Genomic DNA, 26,701 nt, shown 5'->3' on the forward strand with positions numbered 1-26,701 from the left:
AGATGGCGGATTTAAGAAGGAATATAGCAATAGACCTGGGCACGGCTTCAGTTTTGGTTTTTATGAGGGGAAAGGGAGTCGTTATAAATGAACCTTCAGTTGTTGCTATGGACAGCTATACTGGAAAAGTTATATCAGTAGGTAGAGAGGCTAAGAAGATGCTTGGAAAAACTCCAGGCAATATCATAGCTACAAGACCTATGAAGGACGGTGTTATTGCAGATTTTAATACAACTGAGAAGATGTTAAAATATTTTATTGAAAAAGCTGTTGGTAAATCTTTCTTTAAGCCAAATGTGGTTATATGTGTTCCTTCACAGATAACTCAAGTTCAAAGGCGTGCAGTTATTCAAGCTTCGAGATTTGCAGGGGCTAACAGTACCTATCTTATAGAAGAACCTCTTGCTGCAGCAATTGGAGCGGGAGTTGATATTTCTGATGCAGGTGGCAATATGATTATAGACATTGGCGGAGGTACTACTGATGTTGCGGTTATTGCCCTTGGTGGAATTATAATAAATAAATCTATACCTGTTGCAGGTGATGAATGTGATAAGGCGATTTCGAATTATATAAAGAAAAAATACAATATGATAATTGGCGAGAGAACTGCTGAAGACATTAAAATAAATGTTGCTAAAGCAAGCTCTCCAAACGACAATGACCTATTTGAGGTAAAGGGGAGAAATCTTATTAATGGGCTACCAATGCATGTGTTTGTAACTTCAAATGACATTGCTGAAGCATTGAACAAACCGCTTACTCAGATTGTAGAGACTGTACATTCTGTTTTAGAGCAAACACCACCTGAACTTGCTGCAGACCTTTTTGAAAGAGGCGCCATAATGACAGGGGGAAGTTCTCTTATAAAGGGACTTGACAAGAGGATTGAAGATAGAATTGGAATAAAAGTTCAGATAGCTGAGAGTCCTATTCTTGCCGTAGTAAGAGGAACAGGAAAATCCCTCAATTGGATTGAAAAGCTTGACTCAAGTGAAATGGGTGAAGAGTCCATGAGAAAGAAGGCCATTGAGGAAAGACTAAAAAGAGATAGTTAATTATCAGGTTTAATAAAAAAATTTTATAAATATAGAAATTTAACTTAGTTAATGGTAAAATAGTTACAAGAAAGTAGAATTAAATTAAAAATATGTAATCATTACAAAATTGAATTACTTACTGGAAGTATAAAAGTTTATGTGATAGTATATAGTTGTAAAAATTTGATAAAGGGGTGTTTTAAAAATGAAAGATATGACACAAGCAAATTTAAGATCAGCATTTGGTGGTGAATCTCAAGCAAGAAACAGATATGATATCTGGGGAGATGTTGCAACAAAAGAAGGATTTCCAAATGTAGGAAGACTTTTCCACTGCACTGCTGATGCAGAAAAAATTCATGCAGGATTACACTTTAAAGCTATGAAGGATGTTAAAGGGGATTTCTTAGTAGCAAGCATGGCAGGGTTTGGTATTGGATCTACTTCTGAAAACCTTGAAGGTGCAAGAGGTGGAGAAGTATTTGAATATACAGAAATGTATCCAGCTTATATTGAAGTAGCAGAAATGCAAGGTGAAGAAGCTGCTGTTAGAGCAATGAGATTTGCTATTGAAGCAGAAAAAGTTCATGCTGAGTTATTTGGAAAAGCTAAAGAAGTTGTTGATTCAGGAAAAGACTTAGATGATGAAAAAATTTATTTATGTCCTGTATGCGGTTTTGTATCTCTTACAGGTGAAGAAGAAAAATGTCCTATCTGTGGGGCAAAGAGAGAAATGTTTGTAGAATACTAAATTCCAGGGAAGCTCTGCTTCCCTCTGAATTTATTTTAAAAGGGGGAAGAAATTGGTTGAGGAAAAGGTTACCTTAAAAAACGAAGAAGGTTTACATGCAAGAACAGCGGCTAAATTTTTACAAAATGCTGTTAAATTTAAATCGGATATTATTTTGACTAAAGATGAAAAAGAATATGATGGGAAGAGCATTTTATCTATTTTGAGCATGGCTGCATTTAAAGATGATGAAATCGTTATTTCTTGTGAAGGAGAAGATGAAAAAGAGGCTCTTGATTGTCTTGTAGATTTTGTAAACAATAAATAGAGTTAGTAATGATACATACAGGTCTATTATATAGGCCTTTTCTGTTTTTCAGTTTTGTTATTTTTACATTTTTTATTATAATGGTAATATCATAAAATATAAATTTGAAAAGTTGGAGGTTATATGAAAAAGTTAAAATTTTTCTTGGATCCAATTAGCCAAGTAGCCCCCTGGTTAAATAAATGGGAGAGTATAGGATATATCCTGGCAAATGTAGATAAGTATTCATATATTTTTAAAGAAGAAGATTCTGATGTTATGTATGAAGTTTTATATGTTGGTGATTATGAAATAAAAGAGCTTGAAGGATATAAAAAGTATTTACGAAGTCAAAATAAGAGATATTTCCATTTGCCTTTAGACCAAGGTGGTTTGATAACTGGAGATTTGGGATTTTTAAGACCTTTCACAAAACAGGCGGAAAAACTTGAAAGTACTTTTTCTACAAAGAATAGAGAACTTTTAATTATCGAATCTCCGAAGTCAAAACCTGAAAATCCAGAAAATAATTATGAACATCTAAGCAAAGAATATGAATCGATTTCAAAAAAATATTTTGCAACTTTATTATTTGTTGTGCTTGGAGTATTTTTAGTTTTAAGATCAATTTATCGAGATGGATTTAGATTAATTGCTGCCATAGCTTTGATTTTGCTCGCAATATTTTTCTTTGATTATCTTGTGCTTGTAATATTTTCAAATAAAAATGCTGAAAAGTATAGAAAGATTTCAAAGCAAAAAGTTTAAATTTCAATAGTTGCGGGTAAATTAGTATATAATACTTAAGTTTATAAGAGCCTAAGGGCTCTTTTTTTAGAATGGAGGTAAATATGGAAGATTCAAAAGACTTTTTACAAAAAGATTTAAAAGATATATTGAAAAGAGAGTATGCAAAGGGAAACCTGGTTTTAAATCTTGGAGATATTACAAAGATTGATGTAGATGCTATTGTAAACGCTGCTAATGAAACTTTACTTGGTGGAGGTGGAGTTGATGGAGCTATTCACAGCGCTGCAGGGCCAGAACTTTTAGAAGAGTGTAAGACTTTGGGAGGTTGCAAAACAGGAGAGGCTAAGATTACAAAGGGATATAATCTCTTGGCTAAAAATATAATTCACACAGTTGGACCGGTTTATAATAGCGGAGAAAATGTGGAAAAACTTCTTTCTGACTGTTACAGAAATAGTCTTAAATTGGCATCTGAAAATAATATAAAGTCAATTGCTTTTCCTGGCATTTCCACAGGAGTTTACGGATATCCAAAGGAAGAAGCTTCAAAAATTGCGATTAAATCGGTACTTTCTTTTTTAAAGGAATCACCACAAGATATAAAAATTATTTTTGTGTCCTTTGATGAAGAGGCTTTTAATATATATAAGGATATATTTGATGAGAATATGAGGTAAATAATGAAAGAATTAAATATAAGAGATTTAAAAAAATATAAAGATTTCAGTAAAAAAGAGCTTGGCATTAGGCTTGCAAGGCTTATGAGAATATCAGAATCTGAAAATATACCTGTTTTAATAATCATTGATGGATTTGAGTCATCTGGCAAGGGATATGTAATTAATGATTTGGTAAAGGAATTAAATCCTAAGTACTATGATGTGGATGTTTTTGATAAGCCATCTGAAGAAGAAAATAGATATCCTTTTGTTACAAGGTTTTGGAAAAAAATTCCAAGAAAAGGTCACACAAAAGTATTTGATAGATCATTTTATTTCGATGTGATGAGTGATCCAAATATGTCTAAGAAAAAGACAAGGCAAAGAGTTGAAAGTATTAGCGGGATTGAAAAAACACTTTATGATGACTATACCGTTATTGTAAAAGTATTTTTAGACATATCTCAAAAGACACAAAAAGAGACCATCGAAAAATATTTAGATTCAGAATATAATGCATTTTATGTTGACAAAATTGACATTGAACAAAATGAAAACTATGACAAATTTAATAATCATATTAAGTATGTGCTTGAGCAGACAAATTTTGACTTTGCTCCTTGGAACATCGTAGATTCCACAGATAGAAAACTTGCATCAAAGGATGTGTTGGGTCTTGTAATAGAAGAACTTGGCAAGGGAATTGAGAGAGTTTCTACAAAAAGAGAAGAAGGAGTAAGACTTAATAGAAGTTACAAAGCAAAGAATAAACCATTGGATAAGATTGATATGAATAAGTCTTTAAGTGAAGAAGAATATGATGAGACTATTAAAGATTTGCAAAAACAAGCGGCTTCTCTTTCTGCAAAGATGTATGTGAAGGGAATACCTACAATGTTGGTTTTTGAGGGAGTCGATGCGGCTGGAAAAGATGGAGCCATAAAAAGATTGGTTAAAAAAATGGATCCAAGACTTTACACAGTGCATGCAATATCTGCCCCAGATGAAACAGAAAATTCCTACAATTATCTTTGGAGATTTTACAATAAGATTCCAGCAAAAGGATACATGGGAATATTTTCAAGGTCATGGTATGGACGTGTCATGGTTGAAAGGGTTGAAGGATTTGCACAGGACAATGAATGGGAAAGGGCATTTGATGAGATGCTTGATATGGAAAAACAATTTTTTGATTCAAATGGTCTAATACTCAAATATTTTGTTGTTATTGATAAGGACACTCAGCTTGAAAGATTTAAAGCAAGAGAGGAAGAACCAGATAAACAATATAAGATTACGGAAGAGGACTGGAGAAATAGAGATAAGTGGGATGATTATATAAACTCAATGAATGAAATGCTTGACAGAACCGATGTGGAATATGCTCCATGGATAGTTGTTCCTGGAAATGATAAAAAATATGCGCGAGTGCAAGTTCTAAAAGAGTTTATAAAATATGCTGAAAAAAGAATTGAAGAGTTAGAGAAGGAAGACAAATAAAATTTTAATTTCTGGTTAAATAAAGAGGAGATAAGTAAAAATTAATCTAAATTTGTAAATCGTAACAAATTTGTAATATTCTATCCCCATTTTATGGTGTATAATGATATTAACAATCAAAAGTTAAATTCTAAAGATAGAGTTGTAAATTTTTTCTTAAAATATTAAACTTTTATTAGATTTGTGTTAAAATGTATTTTCGTTAGAAATGAGAAATGAGGAATGAGGATGAAAGATAAAAAAAATAAAAAAGCCAATTTAACACTTGTTGTTATTGTTATGATGCTATCTACTCTTCTGATACTTACTACGCTTTACTTGACCCTCAACTTTAGAAACAGGGGAATTAAAGATTTGGTATTTCAACTAAAGGGAGGAGTTGAAGGAACTGCTCCAGTAGTGGTGTGGGGTGTAGTTTTTGCAAATATTTTACCTTTTATAGGTATTATGGCTACTCTACTTATACCAATATGGATAATTTGGAAGAAAACAGGATTTAAAACTAAGAGGTCACGAAGGATAAAAGCTCTTTATCCAGCAGGGGTTTTTATACTTTCCTTTGTAGCTTTTTACATTTTATTAGATGGACCTGACTATCTCAAGGCAGTATTTCAAGATTCTTCAATGATTGAAGAAAACTATGTAAGACCAGAAAATGTAAAATTGAAATTTCCAGAAAAGAAGAGAAATTTAATTTTAATATATGCAGAGTCAATTGAAAGTACGGTTATGAACAAGGACTTAGGCGGAGGCTGGAATTATTCTATAATGCCTGAACTTGAAAAGCTTGCCCTTGAGAATACCATATTTTCAAATACTGACAAGATGGGTGGCTTCTACCAGACAGAAGGTACTTCATGGAGTATTGCAGGAATAACTGCATCTCAATCAGGAGTGCCAATAAAGGGTTTTATAAACAATCAATACAAGTCAACAAACTTTTTAAACGGAGCTTACTCCCTTGGGGATATTTTAAGAAAAGAAGGTTATAACAACGAAGTTATAATGGGTTCAAAATCAGAATTTGGCGGTAAGAGACAATTCTTTAAAAATCATGGAAACTACGACATATTCGATCTTTACCATGCAATTGCAAATGGATATATGACCTATGAAGACAGAGTATGGTGGGGATATGAAGACAGTAAGTTATTTAAGTGGTCAAAGGAAGAGATTACTAAGCTTGCAAACAAAGATGAACCGTTTAATTTTGTAATTGAAACTGTAAATACACATTTTACTGATGGATATTTGGAACCTGGGGATGTACAAAAATTCCCGACACAATATGAAAATGTTCATGCTCAGTCATCAAAACAGATAGGTGAATTTATTGAATGGGCAAAGCAACAAGACTTTTTTGAAAACACAACCATAGTAGTTATTGGAGACCATCTTGGAATGCAGGACAATTGGTATCAAGAAAATATGGTTAAAGATTATGATAGATCAGTTTATAATGTGTTTATAAATTCAGCACTACCTGCAGAAAATAATAAAAATAGAATTTCTACAACATTCGATATGTATCCAACTATTTTAGCAAGTCTGGGAGTTGAAATAGAAGGAGAGAGAATGGGGCTTGGAACAAATTTATATTCTGGAAAAGAGACACTTGTAGAAAAGATGGGTTATAAGTACTTTAACGATGAATTAAAGAAGAATTCGGTATTTTATAACGAACAAATTCTACAAGATGATGCACAGGAAGCTATAACCTTGAGAAAAAACAAATAAAATAAGGCGGTACAAGAGTGATTTCTTGTGCCGCCAATTTTTTTATTTATCTTGGTTCAAGCATATGTTTAGGATCTAATATGTCATTGATTTTTTCTTCGTTAAAGACTTTTTGTTCAAGGAGAAGAGATTTAACTGTTTTTTCTGTTCTAAGAGCTTCTTTAGCAATCTTAGCAGATTTTTCGTATCCGATATATGGATTTGCCGCAGTAATTATTCCGATTGAATTATCAACATGTCTTCTGCAGTTTTCTTCGTTTGCCTTCAAGTCTTTTATAGCATTTATTCTGAAAGTGTTAATTCCATTTGTCAAAGTTTGAATAGACTCAAATAGATTGTAGAAAATTATTGGTTCAAAAGCGTTTAGTTCAAGTTGTCCACCTTCACATGCCATTGCTATGGTCATATCATTTCCGATAACGTTGAAGGAAATTTGATTTACAACTTCTGGAATAACTGGATTTACCTTTCCTGGCATGATTGATGATCCATTTTGCTTTGCAGGTAGGAAAACTTCGCTTAGTCCAGTTCTTGGACCAGAGTTCATAAGTCTTAAATCATTTGACATCTTTGATAAACTTATTGCCAAAGTTTTTAAATTGCCTGACACAAATCCGTAGCAGTCTAAATTTTGAGTTCCATCAACAAGGTCTTCACAAGGCTTTAAGTTTAAATCGCAAACTCTATCGAGTTCTGTTACAATCTCATTTAAAAATTCTTTTGAAGCATTAATACCAGTACCAATTGCAGTTGCACCCATATTTACATATTCCAGTTCTTCAATGGACATCTTAGTCCTTCTAATATCTCTCTTTATGGAAGCTGCATAGGCTTGAAATTCTTTTCCAAGTGTTGTAGGCACAGCATCTTCAAGTTGAGTTCTACCCATTTTTATTATATCTTTAAACTCAATTGCTTTAACCATCAAATCCTTATAGAGTTCTTCAAGTTCAAATAGTAATTTATATAGCAGTTTAATTGCTGTTATCTTTCCTGAAGTAGGGAAGACGTCGTTTGTAGATTGGCTCAAATTAACATGGTCATTTGGATGAACAAGGTTATAGTTTCCCTTGATACTACCAAGCTTTTCTAAAGCGATATTTGCTATAACTTCATTCGCATTCATATTTGCAGAAGTTCCAGCACCACCTTGAATAGGATCTACAATAAATTCATCTCTATACTTACCATCTATAATATCGTTACAAGCATCAATGATAGCATTTCCAATTTTTTCGTCTAAAGCCTTTGTTTTTATATTTGTAATGGCACAGGCTTTTTTTACATCCGCTAAAGATTCAACCAAAAGTGGATGCATCTTTGTGTTTGTAATGTGGAAATTGTTTTTAGCTCTTAAAGTTTGCACTCCATAATAAGCTTCTTTAGGAATTTCAAGTTCTCCAATGGAATCTGATTCAATTCTAAAATCTTTCATTTTTTTTGCTCCTTTTTAAAATTCTCAGTCATATCCTCTTGATTATATTATATGATTAGATTAGTATAGAATAAAATACAAATAACAATATAGAAGTATAGGTAGGTACTTATAATGTTTAACTCAAATGAATATGTTTATGAAGTGTATAAGGAAAGAAGTTTTTCAAAAGCGGCAAAGAATCTTTTTATTTCTCAACCATCACTCAGTGGGACTATAAAAAGAGTTGAGGAAGAAATAGGATATGAAATATTTGATAGGTCGACAAAGCCAATTGGTGTAACCGATATTGGGAAAAAGTATATTGAAACCATTGAAGAAATTTTAAAAATGGAAAAACATTTTATTCAATATGTAAATGATGTTGATGATTTAAAGGCGGGAAATGTATCTGTAGGAGGAACTCAACAGTACACTTCCTATATGCTTCCTTCAATCGTATCTAAATTTATTGATAAGTATCCGCATATAAATGTGGATATAGTTGAGGCAAAGACCTCATCCCTAATTAAATATTTAAATGAAGGCACAATTGACATTGCCATAGATAATTATTCCTATGATGAAGAGAGTTACTCAAGGCAGTTTCAAACAAAGGACAGTATGATACTAACAGTTCCTAAGAATTTTATTTCCAATAGATATCTAAAGGAATATGCTATTGATTACGAACAAATAAAATCAGGAAGCTATAAAGACGATAAAATCCCTTTTGTAGCACTTTCAAAGTTTAAAGATGAAAATTTTATCCTTCTTAAGGAGGGAAATGATACGAGAACAAGAGCCCACAAGAAGTTTTTAAATGAAGATATGGTTCCAAAGGTGATACTTGAAGTGGAACAACAGATTACATCCTACAATCTAACCGCATATGGTCTTGGAATCTCATTTATATCTGACTACTTGATTAGAAATGTAGGGGATAATGATTCCCTTTGCTACTATAAGCTTGAAAATTATGAAAATGATAGGGATATCTGCTTTTATTATTTAAAAAATAAGTATATAACCAAGGCACAAAGTGAATTTTTGAAGATGGCAAAGGAGACTTTATGAAGGACAGGATGCTAAATTATGATGTAACAACCTATGAAAAAGGAAATGTCTTTGATAGTGTTGAAGATGTTGTTGAGGAAAAGAGATATGAAGTTATCGTAAATAAAAAACTTTCATACAACTTAACCTGTTCTCCCTTCAACGTTTTAGAACTTGTAGTTGGAAATATGTGGATGAGAAATTTGATAGATTGTAAAGAGGACATCAGGTCAATTGATATTGGAGATGAAATTATTAAAGTTGAACTCAATATAGAAATTAGAACTGAGAAGAGAGACTACAAGATTGTAAATTCAGATGTAACTCTTCCAAAGAAAATGGTTCCACAGCTTATGAAAAAACTTCAAGACAGGGCAAATTTATTTTCAAAGACCGGGGGAGTCCACAACGCAAGTCTATCCGATGGTAGGGAATTGATTTCATTTATGGAAGACATTGGAAGGCATAACACCATCGATAAACTAATGGGCTACTCCATCTTAAATAAAATAGAAATTTGTGATAAGATTATTGTATTTTCTGGAAGGATTCCCTTTGAGATAATAAACAAGTTATCTATGATGGCAGTGCCGATTTTTATTTCAAAGTCTGCACCAACAAGCCTTGGCGTTGACATGGCAAGGAGATATAATATTACAATTTGTGGCTTTACAAGGGGAGAAAGATATCACATATACTCATGCCCTGATAGATTGGTGTAGTGAGTGGGTATATAAAAAATTATGGTAATTTTATTTTTTTAAGAAAAAGGGTGGTTAGTTGAAAAAATTATTAAAGTATTTAAGTCCTAAGGATTGGACTTTTATTATAATCAACATGATTTTAATCTTTGTAAGAGTATTTTTAGAACTTAAAATCCCTGACTATATGGAAGACATTACAGAGACTTTACAAAACCAAGGACAATTTATGGAAATCATAGCAATCGGAAAGAAAATGTTGTTTGCAGCATTTATAGTCCTTTTGCTTGCTTTTGTATGTGGATTTTTAGTTTCAAGAGTTGGAGCTTTGTTTTCTAAAAAATTAAGATTTGCAGTATTCGATAAAGTAAACAATCTTTCTGAAAGAGAAGTTAATTACTTTTCAACAGATAGTTTAATAACAAGATCTACAAATGATATCATTCAAGTTCAAAATCTTCTTATTATGGGTACACAGCTTGCTGTCAGAGCACCAGTTATGGCGGCGATGGCACTTTGGAAGATAATGGGCAAAAATGGACTTTGGACAGGGATAACTTTTTTAGCAGTAGTAATAATAGTAAGTATTGTATTTGTTATTTCTAAACTCTCTATACCAAAGTTTAAAAAAGTTCAAAAATTAATAGATGGAATAAACAGAGTTACAAGAGAGGGTCTTGAAGGAATCAGAGAAGTGAGAGCTTTTAACGGACAGAGCTTTCAAGAAGAAAAATTCTTTAATGCTAACAACAAGCTCATGGAAAACCAAATGTATACTGGACGTGTAATGGCTATTTTAAATCCGGTTATGAGATCTATGGTAAATATTTTGAGTTTGGTTATATACTGGACAGGTTCCTATATCATAGTGAAGGCAGCACAGCCTCAGAAGCTTGAAATATTCAGTGACATGGTGGTGTTTAGTTCCTACGCAGTCCAAGTAATAATGTCATTTATGATGCTTTCGTTTATTTTTGTTATGCTTCCAAGGGTTATGGTCTCTGTTAACAGAGTTAAAGAACTTTTAGAAAAAGACACAACTATAAAAGAAGGAGTTGTAACGGAAGCTAAGAAAGATATAGGACTTGTTGAGTTCGAAGATGTGACTTTCTCATATTATGAAACGAGAGAATCAGTCCTTGATAATATCTCATTTACATTAAAACCAGGCGAGACCATGGGAATCATTGGACCGACAGGATCTGGGAAATCAACTGTGGCAGCACTTTTGCTTAGGTTATACGATCCAACCTCTGGAGTTGTAAAGGTAAACGGAATCGATACAAGGGATTATAAACTTGAAAGTCTATATGAAAATATTGCATATGTTTCTCAGAAAGCATTGCTTCTTTCAGGAACGGTGGAATCTAACTTGAGTTTTGGAGAAGACAATGGCAACTCGGCAGAAGAACTTTTAAAAGCTCTTGAAATTTCTCAAGCACTTGACTTCATAGATGAGAGTAGAGAAGGGTTGAGTTATAAAGTTTCACAGAGGGGAAGTAACTTTTCAGGGGGACAAAAGCAAAGACTTTCTATTGCAAGAGGTCTTGTGAAGAAGGCTCCTATAATGATATTTGATGATTCCTTCTCTGCCCTCGACTTAAAGACAGATAAGGCTTTGAGATCTTCACTTCAGGAACATTCAAAGAACAGCACCAAGATTATCATTAGTCAACGTATTAGTTCAATTATGAATGCAGATAAGATTATGGTTCTTGAAGAAGGAAAGATTAAAGGGTTTGGAAACCACAAAGAGCTTATGAAGTCATGTGAACTCTATCAAGAGATTGCAAGCACACAACTTTCTATAAAAGAGGAAGTGGGTGATGAAGATGGAAAATAGAAAAGACGACAGAAAAAATAAAAATAGACCTCAAAACTTTTTAAAAGCATGGAAGAAACTCTTAGGAGAATTTGAAGATTATAAAATTTCTACAATAATTGCACTTTTGCTTGCCTTTATGGCAAATATATTCTTTTTGATGACTCCAAAAAAACTTGGAGACATGGCAAACGAAGTAAAAAAGGGGATTGAAGGAAATATAGATTTTCAAAATATTAAAAGCATTGTGATTGTAGCGATGATTTTAATGGTGTTTGGCGCTATAATGCTCTACGCACAGGAGTTTTTAATAGTAACTGTAGTTCAAAAAGTATCAAGAAAACTTAGAAACAAGATTGCAAGAAAAATAAATAAAATTCCACTTCAGTATTTTGATAACAACAGTACTGGAGATATATTGAGTAGAATTACAAACGATGTGGATATGATATCTCAAAGTCTCTACATGGGTATGAGTTCATTTATAGGTTCGATAACATCACTTGTAGGGTCACTTTATATGATGCTTACAACAAATTTATTGTTGACAGGTGCGTCAGTTGGATCAACTCTTGTAGGATTTGCATTGATGTTTGTTATTATGAAACTTTCTCAAAAATATTTCTTTAAAAAGCAACAGACCCTTGGAGAACTAAATGGATATATTGCAGAGGTATTTGAATCCCATACATTAATTAAAACCTACAACGCAAAAGATGAAGTGACTAAGGATTTCAATGATATAAATGAAAGACTTTACGATTCTGTGTGGAAGTCTGAATTTTTATCAAGGTTTATGTTCCCGGTGATGAACTTTATAGGAAACTTTGGTTACGTTGCAATTGCAATAATTGGAGCGTATCTTGTTCTCAAGGGGAAGATTTCCTTTGGAATAATAGTTTCCTTTATGATGTATATTAGAATGTTCACCCATCCACTTACAAATATTGCTGAGATTGCAACAACTATGCAAGGTGCAGCAGCTGCAGGAGAGAGGGTATATGAATTCTTAGAGGAAGATGAACTGGAAGACGAAAAAGATAAAAAAGAATATTTAAATCCGGAGGAAGTAAAGGGGAATGTTTTGTTCGACCATGTATCCTTTGGATATGTTCCAGAAAAAACTATAATAAAAAATTTCTCTGCCGATGTAAAGGGAGGACAAAAAGTTGCCATAGTTGGACCTACGGGAGCAGGAAAGACTACCCTTGTAAATCTATTGATGAAATTTTATGAAATAGATGGAGGGAAAGTTTTGATAGATGGCGTAGACACAAAGGACATAACCAGAGAAAACATTGCAGAACTCTTTTGTATGGTTCTTCAAGATACGTGGATATTTGAAGGCACTGTCTATGAAAATATATCTTATAACTCTTCGAAGTCAAAAGAGGAAGTAAAAAAGATTGCAAAAAGTATTGGACTTGATCACTTTATAGAAGCCCTTTCAGATGGATACGATACTATATTAAATTCAAATGTGACTATATCACAGGGACAAAGACAACTTATAACAATTGCAAGAGCCATGGCAAAGGATGCGCCAATGCTAATACTTGATGAAGCTACAAGTAATGTGGACACAAGAACTGAAATTGTTATTCAAAGGGCAATGGATAAACTTATGAAGGGACGAACTTCTTTTGTTATTGCACATAGAATATCAACAATAATAAATTCAGATATTATCCTCGTGCTTGACAAAGGCGACATAATTGAAAGTGGTAACCACGAAGAACTTATGGCTAAAAGAGGATTTTATTACAATTTATACAACAGTCAATTTGACGACAACTTATAGATAAAGGACCTTGGGAGACTGAGGTCTTTTTTAATTGGGTATAAAGATAAAAGGAGGTGCATTATGAAAATCAGTTTCTTAGGTGCAGCAAGAGAAGTAACAGGATCAAACTTTTTAGTTGAAACAAAAAATGAAAAATTTTTAATTGACTGTGGAATGTTTCAAGGGAAAAAAGAACTTGAAGAGTTAAACAAGGAAGATTTTAAATTTAATCCAAATGAAATAGACTTTGTAATATTAAGTCATGCCCATATTGATCATAGTGGAAGATTACCACTTCTTTACAAGAGGGGATATAGCAATCCAATATATGCAACAAAGCCTACAGTGGATTTATGTGAAGTAATGTTACAGGACAGTGCAAGGATTCAACAGGCAGATGTTGAATGGGAGAATAGAAAGAGAACAAGAGCAGGAAAACCTAAGGTAGAACCACTATATAATGAAAATGATGCAAAAAATGTAATGAGACTTTTTCAAGGATGTTACTATGATGACATTATGAAAATAAATGAAAATGTATCTGTAAGATTTAGGGATGCAGGTCATATTCTTGGATCTTCATGCCTTGAGTTATGGATAAAAGAAGGTGACGAGACTACAAAGATAGTGTATTCTGGAGACCTGGGTATGCCTGATAAACCAATACTTAAAAATCCAGAATTTATAAATACAGCTGACTATGTAATTGTAGAGTCAACCTATGGTAATAGAACTCACCCTGAATATGAATATTCAGTACAAAGACTGATAGAGATTATAGACAAGGTTACAAACAGAGGTGGTACAGTAATAATACCTTCCTTTGCCGTTGGTAGAACCCAAGAGATTATTTACGATTTGAACAGTCATTATGACAGTGCTGAAAAAATAGAATATCACAATAGAGTTCCAATATATATCGACTCACCACTTGCAGTTCGTGCAACGGAAGCTTTTACGAAAAATTCCTATTTCTTCAATGATGTGGCAAGAGATTTGATTAAGAGTGGAGATAATATTTTCGAGTTTGAAAATTTAAAATATATTTCTGATGTGGAAGAGTCAATCACATTAAACAAAGTAAAATTTCCAAGGGTTATAATTTCATCCTCAGGAATGGCAACGGCAGGAAGAGTCAGACATCATTTGAAACACAACCTCTGGGATGAAAAAAATGCAGTTGTCTTTGTAGGGTATCAATCAGAAGGCTCTCTTGGAAGAATATTATTAGATGGTGTAAAGGATGTAAAGATACTCGGCGAAGATATAAAAGTAAATGCGGAAATTTATGACCTGGACGGATTTTCTGGTCATGCCGACAAAGATATGTTATATGAATGGATGAAAAATTTTGAAGGAAAGCCAAAAGTATTTGTGGTACATGGAGAAGAAAAAGCTCAAATAGAATTTAAGGACAGATTAGAAGAAGGGCTTGGTCTGGAATGTACAATACCAAAATTAAATGAAGAATTTGTTTTACAGCCAGGAAGAGAAAGCATCGATACCGCATATGAAAATGTTAAAAATTCTTTTGAAATAGAATCTGAAGTGGACGAACTGATTAAGAACTTGGGAAATATTAAAAATAGAGATTTTATAAATGATTTAAAAAATATGTCTGGTGATGAGTACTCTGATGTAAGACGAAAGATATATAACATTAAAAATGAAATAATGAATATCTATAATGATTTTTCAGAGGAAAAGGAAGCTGAAAAAATAAAAAAATAGATTTTGGGGACTTGGGTTTAACTTAAGTCCCTTAATTTTAACAAATATTAACCAATCTATGATAGATTTAATACTTTAATTTGGCAATTAAGGGTATAATAATATAAAGTGTATTTAAAAAACAAGGTGGTTGAAATGAAATTTTTTTATCAGGACAATTTAGTAGAAGACTCCTATCTCTATAACGAAGGAAAAAATTATAAAGCATATGAATTTTTAGGTTCTCATAAAGTAAAAATAGATGATAAAGAATATGTTCGATTTGTAGTTTGGGCTCCAAGGGCAAAGTATGTAAACCTTTGTGGGGACTTTAACTGCTGGGATGAATTAAGTCTTCCTTTAAATAGGATTGGTCAAACGGGACTATGGACAATAACTGTAGAAGGAGTAAATATTTTTGACAGTTATAAATATAGAATTGTAGGTTCAAATGACATCGTGAAATTAAAAGCAGATCCATTTGCTTTTCATGCAGAGAATAGACCGAATACCGCATCAAAATTCTATGACATTTCAAATTACAAATGGAATGATACGAGGTGGATGAATAAAAGAAAAAAGGAAGAGGGGATAGATTCTCCAATATCCATTTATGAACTGAATTTGAGTTCATGGAGGAAAAAAGATAACGGAGACTTCTATTCCTATAGAGAGATGGCAGATGAACTCGTTGACTATGTAAAAGACATGGGCTTTACTCATGTGGAACTTATGCCAGTAATGGAACACCCTTATGACGGTTCATGGGGGTATCAAATATCAGGATATTATGCACCTACGTCACGATTTGGAACACCTCATGACTTTATGTACTTAATAGACAGATTTCACCAAAGAAATATAGGAGTCATATTGGACTGGGTTCCAGGACATTTTTGTCCAGATGACTTTGCACTAAGGGAGTTTGACGGAAGTCCCACATATGAATCTGACTATGAATCCCTTTCTCAAAATGAACAGTGGGGAACATTAAATTTTGATTTAAGCAAAAATGAAGTTAAAAATTTTTTAATATCATCTGTACTATATTGGATGGATTATTATCATATTGACGGCATAAGAGTTGATGCAGTGGCATATATACTTCATTACAAAATTGAAGATGAAGTCGGAAATCCAGATAGCAACAACGTGGACTGGAATGGAGTAAACTTTTTAAAAGAATTGAACGAGACTGTAAAAAGTTTTTATCCCGACAGCATTATGATTGCAGAAGACTCTTCTCCATGGCCTAAAGTTACAGCTCCAGTCAAAGACGGTGGCCTCGGATTTAAATTTAAGTGGAACATGGGTTGGATGAACGATACTTTAAAATATGTAAAGATGGATCCAATATTTAGAAAAGACCACCACAATCTTGTTACATTTAGCTTGATGTATGCCTTTAACGAAAATTTTATACTGCCATTCAGTCATGACGAAGTTGTTCATATGAAGGGTTCAATGATAAATAAAATGCCAGGAAGTTATGAAGATAAGTTTTCGGCTCTTAAATTACTTATGATGTTTATGTTTGGACATCCTGGAAAAAAATTAAACTTCATGGGAAATGAAATTGCCCAATTTGATGAATGGAACGAGTGGCAAAGTCTTACGTGGTCTGTTTTAGACTATGACTCTCATAGAAAATACCAAAAGTTTTTTAAAGATTTGAATACTATTTATAAAAAAGAAAAGGCGTTTTGGGAAGTGGATTATTCCTATGACGGATTTGAGTGGATTGAAGTAAACAACAGTGATGAATCTGTGTTTATATTTGAGAGAATTTCAAAAAACGGAGAATCAATAATCTGCGTTTACAACTTTACGGGAGTTAGAAGAGAAAATTATCCTGTTGGTGTAAGAGAAGATGGAAGTTACAAGGTCATATTTAATAGTGCCATGGAAAAATATGGTGGTAACTTGAAGAGGAACAAGAGTATTAAAACGGTTAAAGAGAGTTTTCAAGGTAGAGAAAATTCTTTCAGAATAGATATAGAACCGTTATCTGCGGTATTTATAAAGAAAAAATAGGAGGAAGAACATGAGGGCGAAAAAAAGAGTCGTAGCAATGCTTTTAGCAGGTGGACAGGGCTCCAGACTCAAGGATTTAACAAAATATATTGCCAAGCCTGCAGTACCTTTTGGAGGAAAATATAGGATTATCGACTTTGCTTTAAGTAATGCAACCAATTCGGATATAAGGGATATAGGTGTGCTTACACAGTACAAACCCTTTTCTTTAAATGCCCATTTGGGGAATGGCGCTCCATGGGATTTGGATAGAAATAATGGCGGTCTTAGAATACTCCAACCATTCTACACTGAAAAGGGAGGTAAATGGTATGAAGGGACTGCAAATGCAATTTATGAAAATATAAACTATTTGGAAAATCTATCACCAGAGTATGTGCTTATACTATCTGCAGATCACATATACAAAATGGATTATAATGAACTATTGAAATATCATAAATCAAAGGGATCTGCACTAACTGTAGCAGTTCGTGAAGTACCTTGGGAAGAAGCGTCTCGTTTTGGGATTTTAAATGCAGATGATGATGGCAGAATTGTGGAATTTGAAGAAAAGCCAGAAAAACCAAAAAGCAATCTTGCATCCATGGGAATATATATGTTTGACTGGCCTGTTTTGAAACATTATTTAGAAAAGGATAACAAAGATGAAGACTCATCCCACGACTTTGGTAAAAATATTATTCCAAGCATCATCGGAGACGACAAACCAGTTTATGCGTATAAATTTGACGGATACTGGAAAGATGTTGGAACAGTTAGGTCATACTGGGAAGCGAATTTAGACTTACTTGAAGATGATGAAAAACTTAATTTATATGATAGCAACTTCAGAATTTTCACTAAGTCAAGAGATCTTCCACCTCATTATATTTCGTCAACTGGAAAGGTTAAGAAATCACTTGTAAATGAAGCCTGTGTTATTTCAGGTAAAATTTCAAACTCTGTACTCTTTTCTAAAGTAACTGTAGAAGAGGGAGCGGTACTTGAGAACTGTGTAGTTTTATCAAATGTTAAGGTAAATAAAGATGCTAAAGTATATAATGCTGTAATCACAGAAGACATTGTTATTGAAGAGGGAATGGAAATAGGAAACCCTGATGAAAATAAAGTATATTTAGTATCTAATGATGGAATTATAGAAGAATAGGAGGAGCATATGCAAGACTGTATTGGTATAATCATCGGAGGAAAATCCACAGACAGATTTAGTTCTCTTTGTAAAACAAGACCTGCATATATGCTTCCATTTGCAGGTAGATATAGACTAATTGACTTTACCCTATCGAACTTGGCGAACAACGACTTGTCAAATGTATTACTCTATGGTGGAGGAAATTTAAGATCCACATTGGATCATATTGGAAATGGAAAGTCTTGGGAGCTTAACAGAAGAAGAAATGGTTTAATAATATTTCCAGAGATAAAGAGTTCAATTGCCAATGAAAATACTGAAATGGGAATGTTTTTTGAAACTCTTAAGTATTTTGAAGATTCAAAAGAAGAATATCTATACATTGTCGATCCAATGGCAATTGACAAAGAAGACTTGACTAAAGCATATGATAGAATGGTAAATGAAAATTTAGATGTACTTCTCTTCTATGTTGAACAAGAAGATAGTTTAGGAAAATACATTGGAGAGAAAAAACTCATCTTTGACGAGGATAAAAAACTTAACAAGATAGGTACCAATCTTGGAACTGAAGAGTCTTTTCCAATGTTAATAAGAGAAGGCTTTATAAAAAAAGAAGTATTTATAAATATGGTTAAAAAATCTGTAGAAAATTCCGATGCAAAAACACTTCTTGAAGCAATCTCAAACAACATGGATAATCTTGATATCGGAATTTATAAACAGGACTCAAGTGTTGAACTGATTAGGGATTTAAAATCATTTTATGATGTAAATATGAAACTATTAAATCAAGACTTTTACAATAAACTCTTTTATGACAATGGAGTTGTACTTACAAAGTCAAAGGACGAACCGTCAACATCATATGGAGAAAATGCAAAGATAAATAATTCTCTTATTGCAAATGGGTGCAAGATTGATGGATATGTTGAAAATTCCATTATCTTTAGAGGAGTTGAAATAAAGTCAGGAGCAGTTATAAAAAACTCCATTCTTTTCCAAAATACAGTTATAGGAAAAGAGGCTGTTGTAGTAAACACTATAACAGACAAGGGGGCATATATTAAAGATGAAGTTTCTATTGCAGGTTCGAGAACAGCTCCTTATGTAGTTGAGAAATATTTTGTAGTGGAGAAATAAAATGAATATACTTTATTGTAGCTCTGAAAGCTATCCATTTATAAAAACGGGAGGGCTTGCCGATGTGGCAGGCTCACTGCCTTTAGAGCTTAAAGCCATGGGTGAGGACATTAGAGTAGTGCTTCCTCTCTATGGACAAATACCAAATGAATATAGAGAAAAAATGGAATATGTGGGCTATTATTATGTGGACATTGGAATGAGACATGACTATGTTGGGATAATGAAGCTTTTGCATGAAGGAGTAACATTTTACTTTTTAGATAATGAATTTTATTTTAAAAGACAAAATGTTTATGGAGAGCTTGACGACGGAGAAAGATTTTTATTTTTCTCAAAGGCAGTTACAATTCTTCCAAAGGTAATAAACTTTAAACCAGATGTTATTCATACAAATGACTGGCATACTGCCATGGTAAATGTCTATGTAAAGGACTTTGCAAGGGGAGACGACTATTATAAATCCATTAAGACAATGTTTACAATTCACAATCTAAAATACCAAGGGGTTTTCAACTCTGACATATTGGGTTTTGCAGGACTGTCTCCAGAATATTTTAATGACGAAGCTCTAAAGTACTATGACTGTATAAACTTTATGAAAGGTGGAATTGTTTTTTCAGACATCCTTACAACTGTTTCCAATACCTATGCCAACGAAATTCAACATGCCTACTTTGGAGAGGGACTTGATGGAATAATAAGAAAGTATTCTTATAAGCTATATGGAATTGTAAATGGACTGGATTATAATACGTGGAACCCACTAACTGACCAACATCTTGTTAAAAATTATGACATAGATAGTATAGATAACAAGGTTTTAAATAAACTTGAAGTTCAGAAGAGATATAATCTTCCACAAAATCCAAATGTGCCTATGTTTGTAATGGTGTCAAGACTTGTGGATATGAAGGGTTTGGATATTTTGCTTTTCATAATGGACGAGTTACTTTATTTTGAAGATATACAAGTGGTGGTGCTTGGAACTGGAAGTAAAACTTACGAAGAATCTCTTAAATATTTTCAAAATAAATATCCAGACAAGTTCGCTGCAAGAATTTATTATTCTAACGATGAGTCACATCTTCTTTATGCTGGAGGAGACTTTTTGTTGATGCCTTCACTGGCAGAGCCATGTGGAATTTCACAACTAATGGCAATGAGATATGGAAATCTTCCAATAGTTAGGGAAACTGGTGGACTTAAAGATACTGTTAAGCCATACAACAAATTTACTGGAGAGGGAACAGGTTTTTCATTTGCAAATATAAATGCACATGAGTTGTTATTCACAATAAAAAATGCAATAAAAACCTACTATGACAAAGAGGCTTTGAAAAAACTTCAAAAATCGGCCATGCTTCAAAAGAATGATTGGGAAAGCTCTGCTAAGGAGTATTTAAAATTATATAAGAGGACTTCAGGAATCTATGATTAAAGTTGACAAGTATGATTTAGTAAATAGGATTGAAGAGGAGCTTTATATAAGAAATTCTTTGGAGACCTATGAAGTAAATAAAACTGAAGTTTATAAGGCTCTGGCAAAATGTATCAGAGATATTATAGCTTATTCTTGGAGCCCTTCTAAGGATAAGCTTTTTTCAAAAAAACAGATATATTTATTTTCTTTTGAATACAATACAAGTAATTTTTTAAGTAAAAATCTTAACTATCTCGGACTAAGTCAAGTTGCAAGGGAAAGTCTTGGTATATTAGGATATAATTTTGATGAAATTTTAAATTGTGAAGTATTTCCTTTGCTTGGTGAAGGTGAACTTGGAGATTTATCCTACTTCATGTTGGAGTCTAACTGTAAAAATAAAGTAAAAGCATATGGGCTTAGATATGAAAATGGAAGGTTTAAACAGGAAATAATAGATCATAGGCAAGTTGAAATGGTTAAGAGTTGGACCATGGAAGAATTTCCCTGGGAGATAAAAAGAAATAGAGAAGATATAAATATATTTGGAAAAAATATCAAATCCACTTCCTATGACATAAAAGTTTTGACAAAGAACTTAGAAAATATAAATGTGCTTAGACTATTTGAATCAAATATAGAACGATTAACTTACCCTATGAAGATAATAGAAGGGGAAGGGCTTAAAGAAATTGAAAGTTATATGCTTATTAATTCACTTTCAAGATTTTTATATATGGAAGATGTAAATCCCATGGGAAAGAAGATAAGACTTGGGCAAGAGTATTTTTTAGCAAGTTCTGGTGTAAAAGATATTGTAAAGGATCTTAAGAGAGAAAAAGAAATAGATTTTAAAAATAAATTTACCATACTTTTAAACGAAAACCACACTCTTATAACTATTCCTGTTTTTATAAAAGAATTTTGTGACAATTTTAGACTTACAAAAGAAGAAGCCCTAAAACTGGTGGAGACTAATTTTCAGTATAGAAGCTTTGAAGGGATAGATATAAATAAAAAGATTTGGTCTGAAAGTTTGATTAGAGAAGTCTGCCCAGACATTTTAGAGTATTTAGATTTTATATATGACTTTTTTGAAATAGAGGTTCAAAATCCAAAGTATTATAATTTTTATGAGATTTTATTTCACACTGTAAAAAATATTTTCCCAATGTCTAAAATGCAAAGGGATAGTTTTTATAAAGGGTATGAAATAAACACAGGAGAAAAACCAGTTAGGGAATATGAAGTTCAAAATAAATTATTAAATATAGCACCATGGTTATGGGAGTCTAATCCAAAACTATATGGTCTTTTGAGTGCTATTTCAGATAAAAATAGTTTACAAAATCCAAATTTATTAAAAGCTCTTCCAGAAAAGTTTACAGATGAACAGCAAAGTTCGGTTATAAAAATAAAAGATGAAAATAAGTTAAAAATCAAGAGCATGGTTTATAGAAAATATAAAGTAATTTTAAATCCAAAATCTATTTACGTTATGCAACTTGAAACATTTCAAGAGAAGAGAAGACAATTTTTAACATGTTTGTATTTAACTGAAAAATATTTTGAGCTAATAGATAATTCAAATTTAGATATGCCTGACGTAACATATTTTATTGGAGGATTGTCATCTCCAAAATATCTTGCATCAAAGTATGTGATAAGATATATAAATGTATTAAAGGATTTAGTTAACAGTGACTTATCAATTAAGGACAAATTGAAAATTGTTTTTATTGAAGATTTAAACCGAGAAAAGATGATGAGTCTTTCCAAGGGCTGTGATGTGGTAGAACAGATTGCAACGCCTGGTCTTGAAGTTGTGGCAAACAATGTTTTAAATTTTATGATAAATGGTTCTCTTGTAATGGGAAGCAGGACTGGAATCAATTTAGAACTTTCTGAGACTAAAAAAGAATTCATATATCTATTTGGAAGTTCTAAAGAGGAAATAGAAGGAAGTTTTAGAGATTGTTCTAAGGTTGAAGAGAATATTTTTAAAAAGAGTAGACTTGGAAATGTAATAAACAAAATAAGAAACTCAAACTTTATAGAACTAAAAGATTCCTTTGAAGAGATTTATAATTTAATATTAAAATATAATGACAGTTTTCAAGTTTTTAGAGATTATGATGATTACTATGGTACATGGAAAGAGATTGAAAAAGATTATAGGGATAAAAGAGTTTGGACAAAAAAATCTCTACAGAGCATAAGAAGTTGTGGAGAATTTTCAAACTCCTTTGAAATATAAGCAGGTGTATATGAATTTTTGGGATATAAAAGATATAAATTTGGGAATTGAGTACAGCAAGAACAAAACTACATTTAGAACCTATTCTCCAGATAGGGAGAAGTTATCTGTTGTTATTTATGACGACCCAGATGCCATGGAGAGAAAAGAATTTGATATGACAAAGGACAAAATGGGATTTTGGGAATGTACTGTGGAAGGTGACTTAAACCTCAAATATTATAATTATTTAGTGGACGAAAAGTACGAAGTTACAGATCCATATTCTATTTCATCTTCTATAAATAGCAAGAGGTCTGTGGTTGTAGATTTAGAAATGACAAATCCAAAAGGCTTTTTAGATCATGAAGTACCAGTAAATAATCCACAGGATGCAATAATTTATGAAACTCATGTAAAGGACTTTACCTATAACAAATCTTCAGGAGTTCGTGAGAAATTTAGAGGAAAGTTTTTAGGAATTTCTGAAGATAATACAAGCTATGAAGGATTTGAAACTGGTCTTAGTCACATAAGAGATCTTGGTATAACTCATTTACATCTAATGCCGATTTATGATTTTTTAACCGTTGATGAAAACAACGAAGCTTTTAACAATCCAAATAATTACAACTGGGGATACGACCCAGAACTCTATAATACTCCTGAAGGTTCCTATTCAGTTGACTCAAAAAATCCTATATCAAGGATAAAGGAATTTAAAGAACTTGTAATGGCTTGTCATAAAAATGGAATATCTGTTGTGATGGACGTGGTTTACAATCATACATTCAGAAGTCTTGATTCGAATTTCAATGTGCTTGCTCCATCCTGTTATTATAGGATTAATCAAGATGGTACTTTTTCCAATGGATCAGGTTGTGGTAATGAATTTGCCTCAGAAAAAGCTATTGCAAGAAAATTTATAATAGACTCCCTCAAGTATTGGGTTAGAGAATATAAAGTAGATGGATTTAGATTTGACCTTATGGCACTAATAGATAGAGAGACAGTTGATATTATAGTAAGTGAACTAAGAAAGTTAAATCAGAATATTTTAATTTATGGTGAACCGTGGATGGCTTGGGATTCAACCCTTCCAATTAATAATAGAACTCTACCTGGGTCTCAAAAGGAAAGAAAATTTTCAATATTTAACTCAAGGTTTAGAGATGCGATTAAAGGCGATAACGATACAGATGTCAAAGGATATATTCAAGGAGAGTTTCATCTGAAAAAAGAAATTCAAATTGGAATTATGGGAAGCATAACTTCTTTAGATGGGTATGAAGGATTAACTAAATATCCATATGAAAGTATAAACTACTTCAACTCACATGATAATTTAATTTTGGCAGATAAACTAAAAAAATCTACTTTAAAAGAAGATATGAAGTACTTTATAAACATCAATAAGATGGCATTTAATATAATTTTATTGTCCTTTGGACTACCTTTCTTTCATGCTGGAAATGAATTTCTACGTTCAAAAAACATGGATCATAATTCCTATAGAAGTCCTATAACTGTAAATCAAATTGATTGGAGTTTAAAAAAAGAAAATTATGAACTATATAGTCATGTGAGAAATTTAATTCATCTTAGAAGAAAGTATTGTAGATATATGTTGAAAAGTTATGATGAAATGGCGGACAGTTTTTATTTTATAAATGAACTTTTAGATTCTGTAATCGGTTATACCATACTTGGAGAAGATGGAATGCTTTCAATTCTTCATAATAGTGGTAGAGAAAAATTTGTTTTAGAGCATAATAACTTAGAGAATCATATTTCCTATTATTACAAGGATATTAAAGTTAAAGATATAGAGCTAATATTTGATGAAGAGGCAAAGTCTAAGGGAAGGATAGACTTAGAAGAAGACATAGTTATACCACCTGTTACAACATATGTATTAAAGCTTAGGTGTTGATATGGAATATAGAGAATTAGACGGATTTGAAGAGATGTTGGAAGATGAAAATTTTCTGATGTTTAAAGAAAAAATTTTTAAAACTAAAAAGTCAAAAGAAACTAATGGAAATGACCTGAACCCCAAAATCCGGAATACGGATGGAGGGGTTTTTCTATGCCAAAATACACAAAAGAATTTAAAATAAAATTAGTATTAGAATACTTATCAGGTAAATCGGGTGGTCAAGAAAGTATTGCTAATAAATATAATATTCCATATTCTACCTTGAGAAATTGGATAAACAAATACAATTCAGGAGGCTTTGATAACTTATCTAAAAAGTCAAAAAATAACAAATTCACTATTGAATTTAAGCTATCTGTAATACAATATAGGCAAATCAATAATATTTCGCTCAGAGAGACTGCAGAGCACTTCAATCTTGTTAATGGATCTATGGTATACAGATGGGAGAAGGCGTATCTTGAACGTGGTCTATCTGGGTTAGAAGATAACAGAGGAAGGCCTAAAAAAGACATGACCAAATCAAATAAAAAGTCTAAACTTAATACTCCAATAAACGAAAGTGAAAGAGAAGAATTAATAAGATTAAGAGAAGAAAATAGACTCCTTAAAATGAAAATAGTATACGAAAAAAAGTTAAAAGCCTTGCTACTGGAAGAGGAAGCAGAAGCAAGGAAAAAACAAAGATAATCCTCAAGTTAATAAAAGAATATCCAAAAAACAAGATAAGCGAATGGTTAGAAATAGCTGAACTACCAAAATCGTCATACTATGAATGGAAGATAAAATTAGCTCAACCAGTAGATAAAGATAAAGAAATCAGAAAAGAAATAATAAGGATAGTAGAAGCATCAAAAGGTAGATATGGATATAGAAGAGTAACTATGGTATTAAAAAATAAAGGATTTAATGTCAACCATAAAAGAGTTTTAAGAATAATGAGAGAAGAATCATTGCTATGTAATAAATTTACATCACCATCAAGAAGAATTAAGTCAGCATACAAAGGAGAAGTAGGAAAAGTAGCAGATAATTTTGTAAATAGAGAATTTAAAGCTGACAAACCGAACCAATTATGGTTAACAGATGTTACAGAATTTAGGGTTAAAGGTGAAGAAAAGAAACTATACCTATCACCAGTATTAGATGTTTACAACAGTGAAATAATAAGCTATACCCTAAGTTATCACCCAACAATAGAATTAACAAATACAATGTTAGATAAAGCTTTAGACAAGTTAAAAAACAAGAATAACTTAACAATACACTCAGACCAAGGCTTACACTATCAACACAGTTCATGGACCAGTAAGTTAGAAAAAATGAACATTAGGCAAAGTATGTCAAGAAAAGGGAATTGTATAGACAATTCTCCAATGGAGAACTTCTTTGGGATATTAAAACAAGAAATGTTTTATGGAGAAGAGTTTAAAAGTTATGACCATTTAATAAGTGAGATTGAAAAATATATTAAATGGTACAATGAAGATAGGATTAAAACAAAATTAAACGGAATGTCCCCTGTTATGTACAGATTACATTCCGCTTAAAAGATTATTAAATTGTTCCGTGTTTACGGGTT

At 32.3% G+C, this 26,701-nt stretch carries 22 protein-coding genes; 21 read left to right on the forward strand and 1 reads right to left on the reverse strand.

The window, feature by feature from the left end; all coding sequences use genetic code 11:
- Positions 1 to 2 precede the first annotated feature (2 nt).
- The 7 genes from mreB (at position 3) to BN2746_RS01675 (ending at position 6,723) form a co-directional block, all read left to right on the forward strand.
- Complete coding sequence (mreB, locus tag BN2746_RS01645; RefSeq protein WP_055078130.1) at positions 3 to 1,058, forward strand: rod shape-determining protein; 1,056 nt, start codon at positions 3 to 5, stop codon at positions 1,056 to 1,058.
- A 187-nt stretch (positions 1,059 to 1,245) separates the two neighbouring features.
- Positions 1,246 to 1,791, forward strand: a complete 546-nt coding sequence (locus tag BN2746_RS01650; protein WP_055078131.1) for a rubrerythrin family protein — start codon at positions 1,246 to 1,248, stop codon at positions 1,789 to 1,791.
- Positions 1,792 to 1,843: 52 nt separating this feature from the next.
- On the forward strand, positions 1,844 to 2,098 hold the full coding sequence (locus BN2746_RS01655) for an HPr family phosphocarrier protein (protein ID WP_055078132.1): 255 nt from the start codon (positions 1,844 to 1,846) through the stop codon (positions 2,096 to 2,098).
- A 123-nt stretch (positions 2,099 to 2,221) separates the two neighbouring features.
- Positions 2,222 to 2,845 (forward strand): DUF2812 domain-containing protein, encoded by a 624-nt coding sequence (locus BN2746_RS01660; protein ID WP_055078133.1) that lies wholly within the window; start codon positions 2,222 to 2,224, stop codon positions 2,843 to 2,845.
- Positions 2,846 to 2,928: 83 nt separating this feature from the next.
- Positions 2,929 to 3,504 (forward strand): O-acetyl-ADP-ribose deacetylase, encoded by a 576-nt coding sequence (locus BN2746_RS01665; protein ID WP_082420165.1) that lies wholly within the window; start codon positions 2,929 to 2,931, stop codon positions 3,502 to 3,504.
- A 3-nt stretch (positions 3,505 to 3,507) separates the two neighbouring features.
- Entirely contained in the window at positions 3,508 to 4,986 is a 1,479-nt protein-coding gene (locus BN2746_RS08760; protein ID WP_082420166.1) for a hypothetical protein, read from the forward strand.
- A 228-nt stretch (positions 4,987 to 5,214) separates the two neighbouring features.
- Entirely contained in the window at positions 5,215 to 6,723 is a 1,509-nt protein-coding gene (locus BN2746_RS01675) for an LTA synthase family protein (protein ID WP_055078134.1), read from the forward strand.
- A 46-nt stretch (positions 6,724 to 6,769) separates the two neighbouring features.
- Here BN2746_RS01675 and BN2746_RS01680 read toward each other — a convergent pair whose 3' ends face one another.
- On the reverse strand, positions 6,770 to 8,158 hold the full coding sequence (locus tag BN2746_RS01680; protein ID WP_055078135.1) for an aspartate ammonia-lyase: 1,389 nt from the start codon (positions 8,156 to 8,158) through the stop codon (positions 6,770 to 6,772).
- Between the two features lie 114 nt (positions 8,159 to 8,272).
- Between BN2746_RS01680 and BN2746_RS01685 the strand changes: the two genes are divergently transcribed.
- The 14 genes from BN2746_RS01685 (at position 8,273) to BN2746_RS01750 (ending at position 26,669) form a co-directional block, all read left to right on the forward strand.
- Positions 8,273 to 9,214, forward strand: a complete 942-nt coding sequence (locus tag BN2746_RS01685) for a LysR family transcriptional regulator (protein ID WP_055078136.1) — start codon at positions 8,273 to 8,275, stop codon at positions 9,212 to 9,214.
- Positions 9,211 to 9,915 (forward strand): formate dehydrogenase accessory sulfurtransferase FdhD, encoded by a 705-nt coding sequence (fdhD, locus tag BN2746_RS01690; RefSeq protein ID WP_055078137.1) that lies wholly within the window; start codon positions 9,211 to 9,213, stop codon positions 9,913 to 9,915. Before BN2746_RS01685 ends, fdhD begins: the two co-directional genes overlap by 4 nt.
- Before the next feature lie 58 nt (positions 9,916 to 9,973).
- Entirely contained in the window at positions 9,974 to 11,737 is a 1,764-nt protein-coding gene (locus BN2746_RS01695) for an ABC transporter ATP-binding protein (RefSeq protein ID WP_055078138.1), read from the forward strand.
- The gene (locus BN2746_RS01700) at positions 11,727 to 13,517 is read left to right on the forward strand and encodes an ABC transporter ATP-binding protein (protein ID WP_055078469.1); all 1,791 of its coding nucleotides are present in this window, start codon (positions 11,727 to 11,729) and stop codon (positions 13,515 to 13,517) included. Before BN2746_RS01695 ends, BN2746_RS01700 begins: the two co-directional genes overlap by 11 nt.
- Positions 13,518 to 13,580: 63 nt before the next feature.
- Complete coding sequence (locus BN2746_RS01705) at positions 13,581 to 15,230, forward strand: MBL fold metallo-hydrolase RNA specificity domain-containing protein (RefSeq protein WP_055078139.1); 1,650 nt, start codon at positions 13,581 to 13,583, stop codon at positions 15,228 to 15,230.
- A gap of 135 nt (positions 15,231 to 15,365) precedes the next feature.
- A complete protein-coding gene (gene glgB / locus BN2746_RS01710; RefSeq protein ID WP_055078140.1) occupies positions 15,366 to 17,243 on the forward strand; it encodes a 1,4-alpha-glucan branching protein GlgB in 1,878 nt (625 codons plus the stop codon).
- 10 nt (positions 17,244 to 17,253) lie between these two features.
- Positions 17,254 to 18,393, forward strand: a complete 1,140-nt coding sequence (locus BN2746_RS01715) for a glucose-1-phosphate adenylyltransferase (RefSeq protein ID WP_055078141.1) — start codon at positions 17,254 to 17,256, stop codon at positions 18,391 to 18,393.
- Between the two features lie 9 nt (positions 18,394 to 18,402).
- Positions 18,403 to 19,521, forward strand: coding sequence for a glucose-1-phosphate adenylyltransferase subunit GlgD (gene glgD / locus BN2746_RS01720; protein WP_055078142.1), 1,119 nt, complete (start codon positions 18,403 to 18,405; stop codon positions 19,519 to 19,521).
- A 1-nt stretch (position 19,522) separates the two neighbouring features.
- Positions 19,523 to 20,962 (forward strand): glycogen synthase GlgA, encoded by a 1,440-nt coding sequence (gene glgA, locus BN2746_RS01725; protein WP_055078143.1) that lies wholly within the window; start codon positions 19,523 to 19,525, stop codon positions 20,960 to 20,962.
- Positions 20,955 to 23,201 (forward strand): glycogen/starch/alpha-glucan phosphorylase, encoded by a 2,247-nt coding sequence (locus BN2746_RS01730; protein WP_055078144.1) that lies wholly within the window; start codon positions 20,955 to 20,957, stop codon positions 23,199 to 23,201. Before glgA ends, BN2746_RS01730 begins: the two co-directional genes overlap by 8 nt.
- The gene (gene pulA / locus BN2746_RS01735; RefSeq protein ID WP_231718302.1) at positions 23,191 to 25,113 is read left to right on the forward strand and encodes a type I pullulanase; all 1,923 of its coding nucleotides are present in this window, start codon (positions 23,191 to 23,193) and stop codon (positions 25,111 to 25,113) included. The genes BN2746_RS01730 and pulA overlap by 11 nt, the downstream gene beginning before the upstream one ends.
- 1 nt (position 25,114) lies before the next feature.
- Complete coding sequence (locus BN2746_RS01740; protein WP_055078146.1) at positions 25,115 to 25,300, forward strand: hypothetical protein; 186 nt, start codon at positions 25,115 to 25,117, stop codon at positions 25,298 to 25,300.
- A complete protein-coding gene (locus BN2746_RS01745) occupies positions 25,270 to 25,809 on the forward strand; it encodes a helix-turn-helix domain containing protein (protein WP_055078147.1) in 540 nt (179 codons plus the stop codon). The genes BN2746_RS01740 and BN2746_RS01745 overlap by 31 nt, the downstream gene beginning before the upstream one ends.
- Positions 25,743 to 26,669, forward strand: coding sequence for an IS3 family transposase (locus BN2746_RS01750; RefSeq protein ID WP_148445315.1), 927 nt, complete (start codon positions 25,743 to 25,745; stop codon positions 26,667 to 26,669). The genes BN2746_RS01745 and BN2746_RS01750 overlap by 67 nt, the downstream gene beginning before the upstream one ends.
- The last annotated feature ends 32 nt before the right edge of the window (positions 26,670 to 26,701 follow it).

Origin of the sequence: Lagierella massiliensis (assembly GCF_001407835.1) — a bacterium.
Lineage (GTDB): Bacteria > Bacillota > Clostridia > Tissierellales > Peptoniphilaceae > Mediannikoviicoccus > Mediannikoviicoccus massiliensis.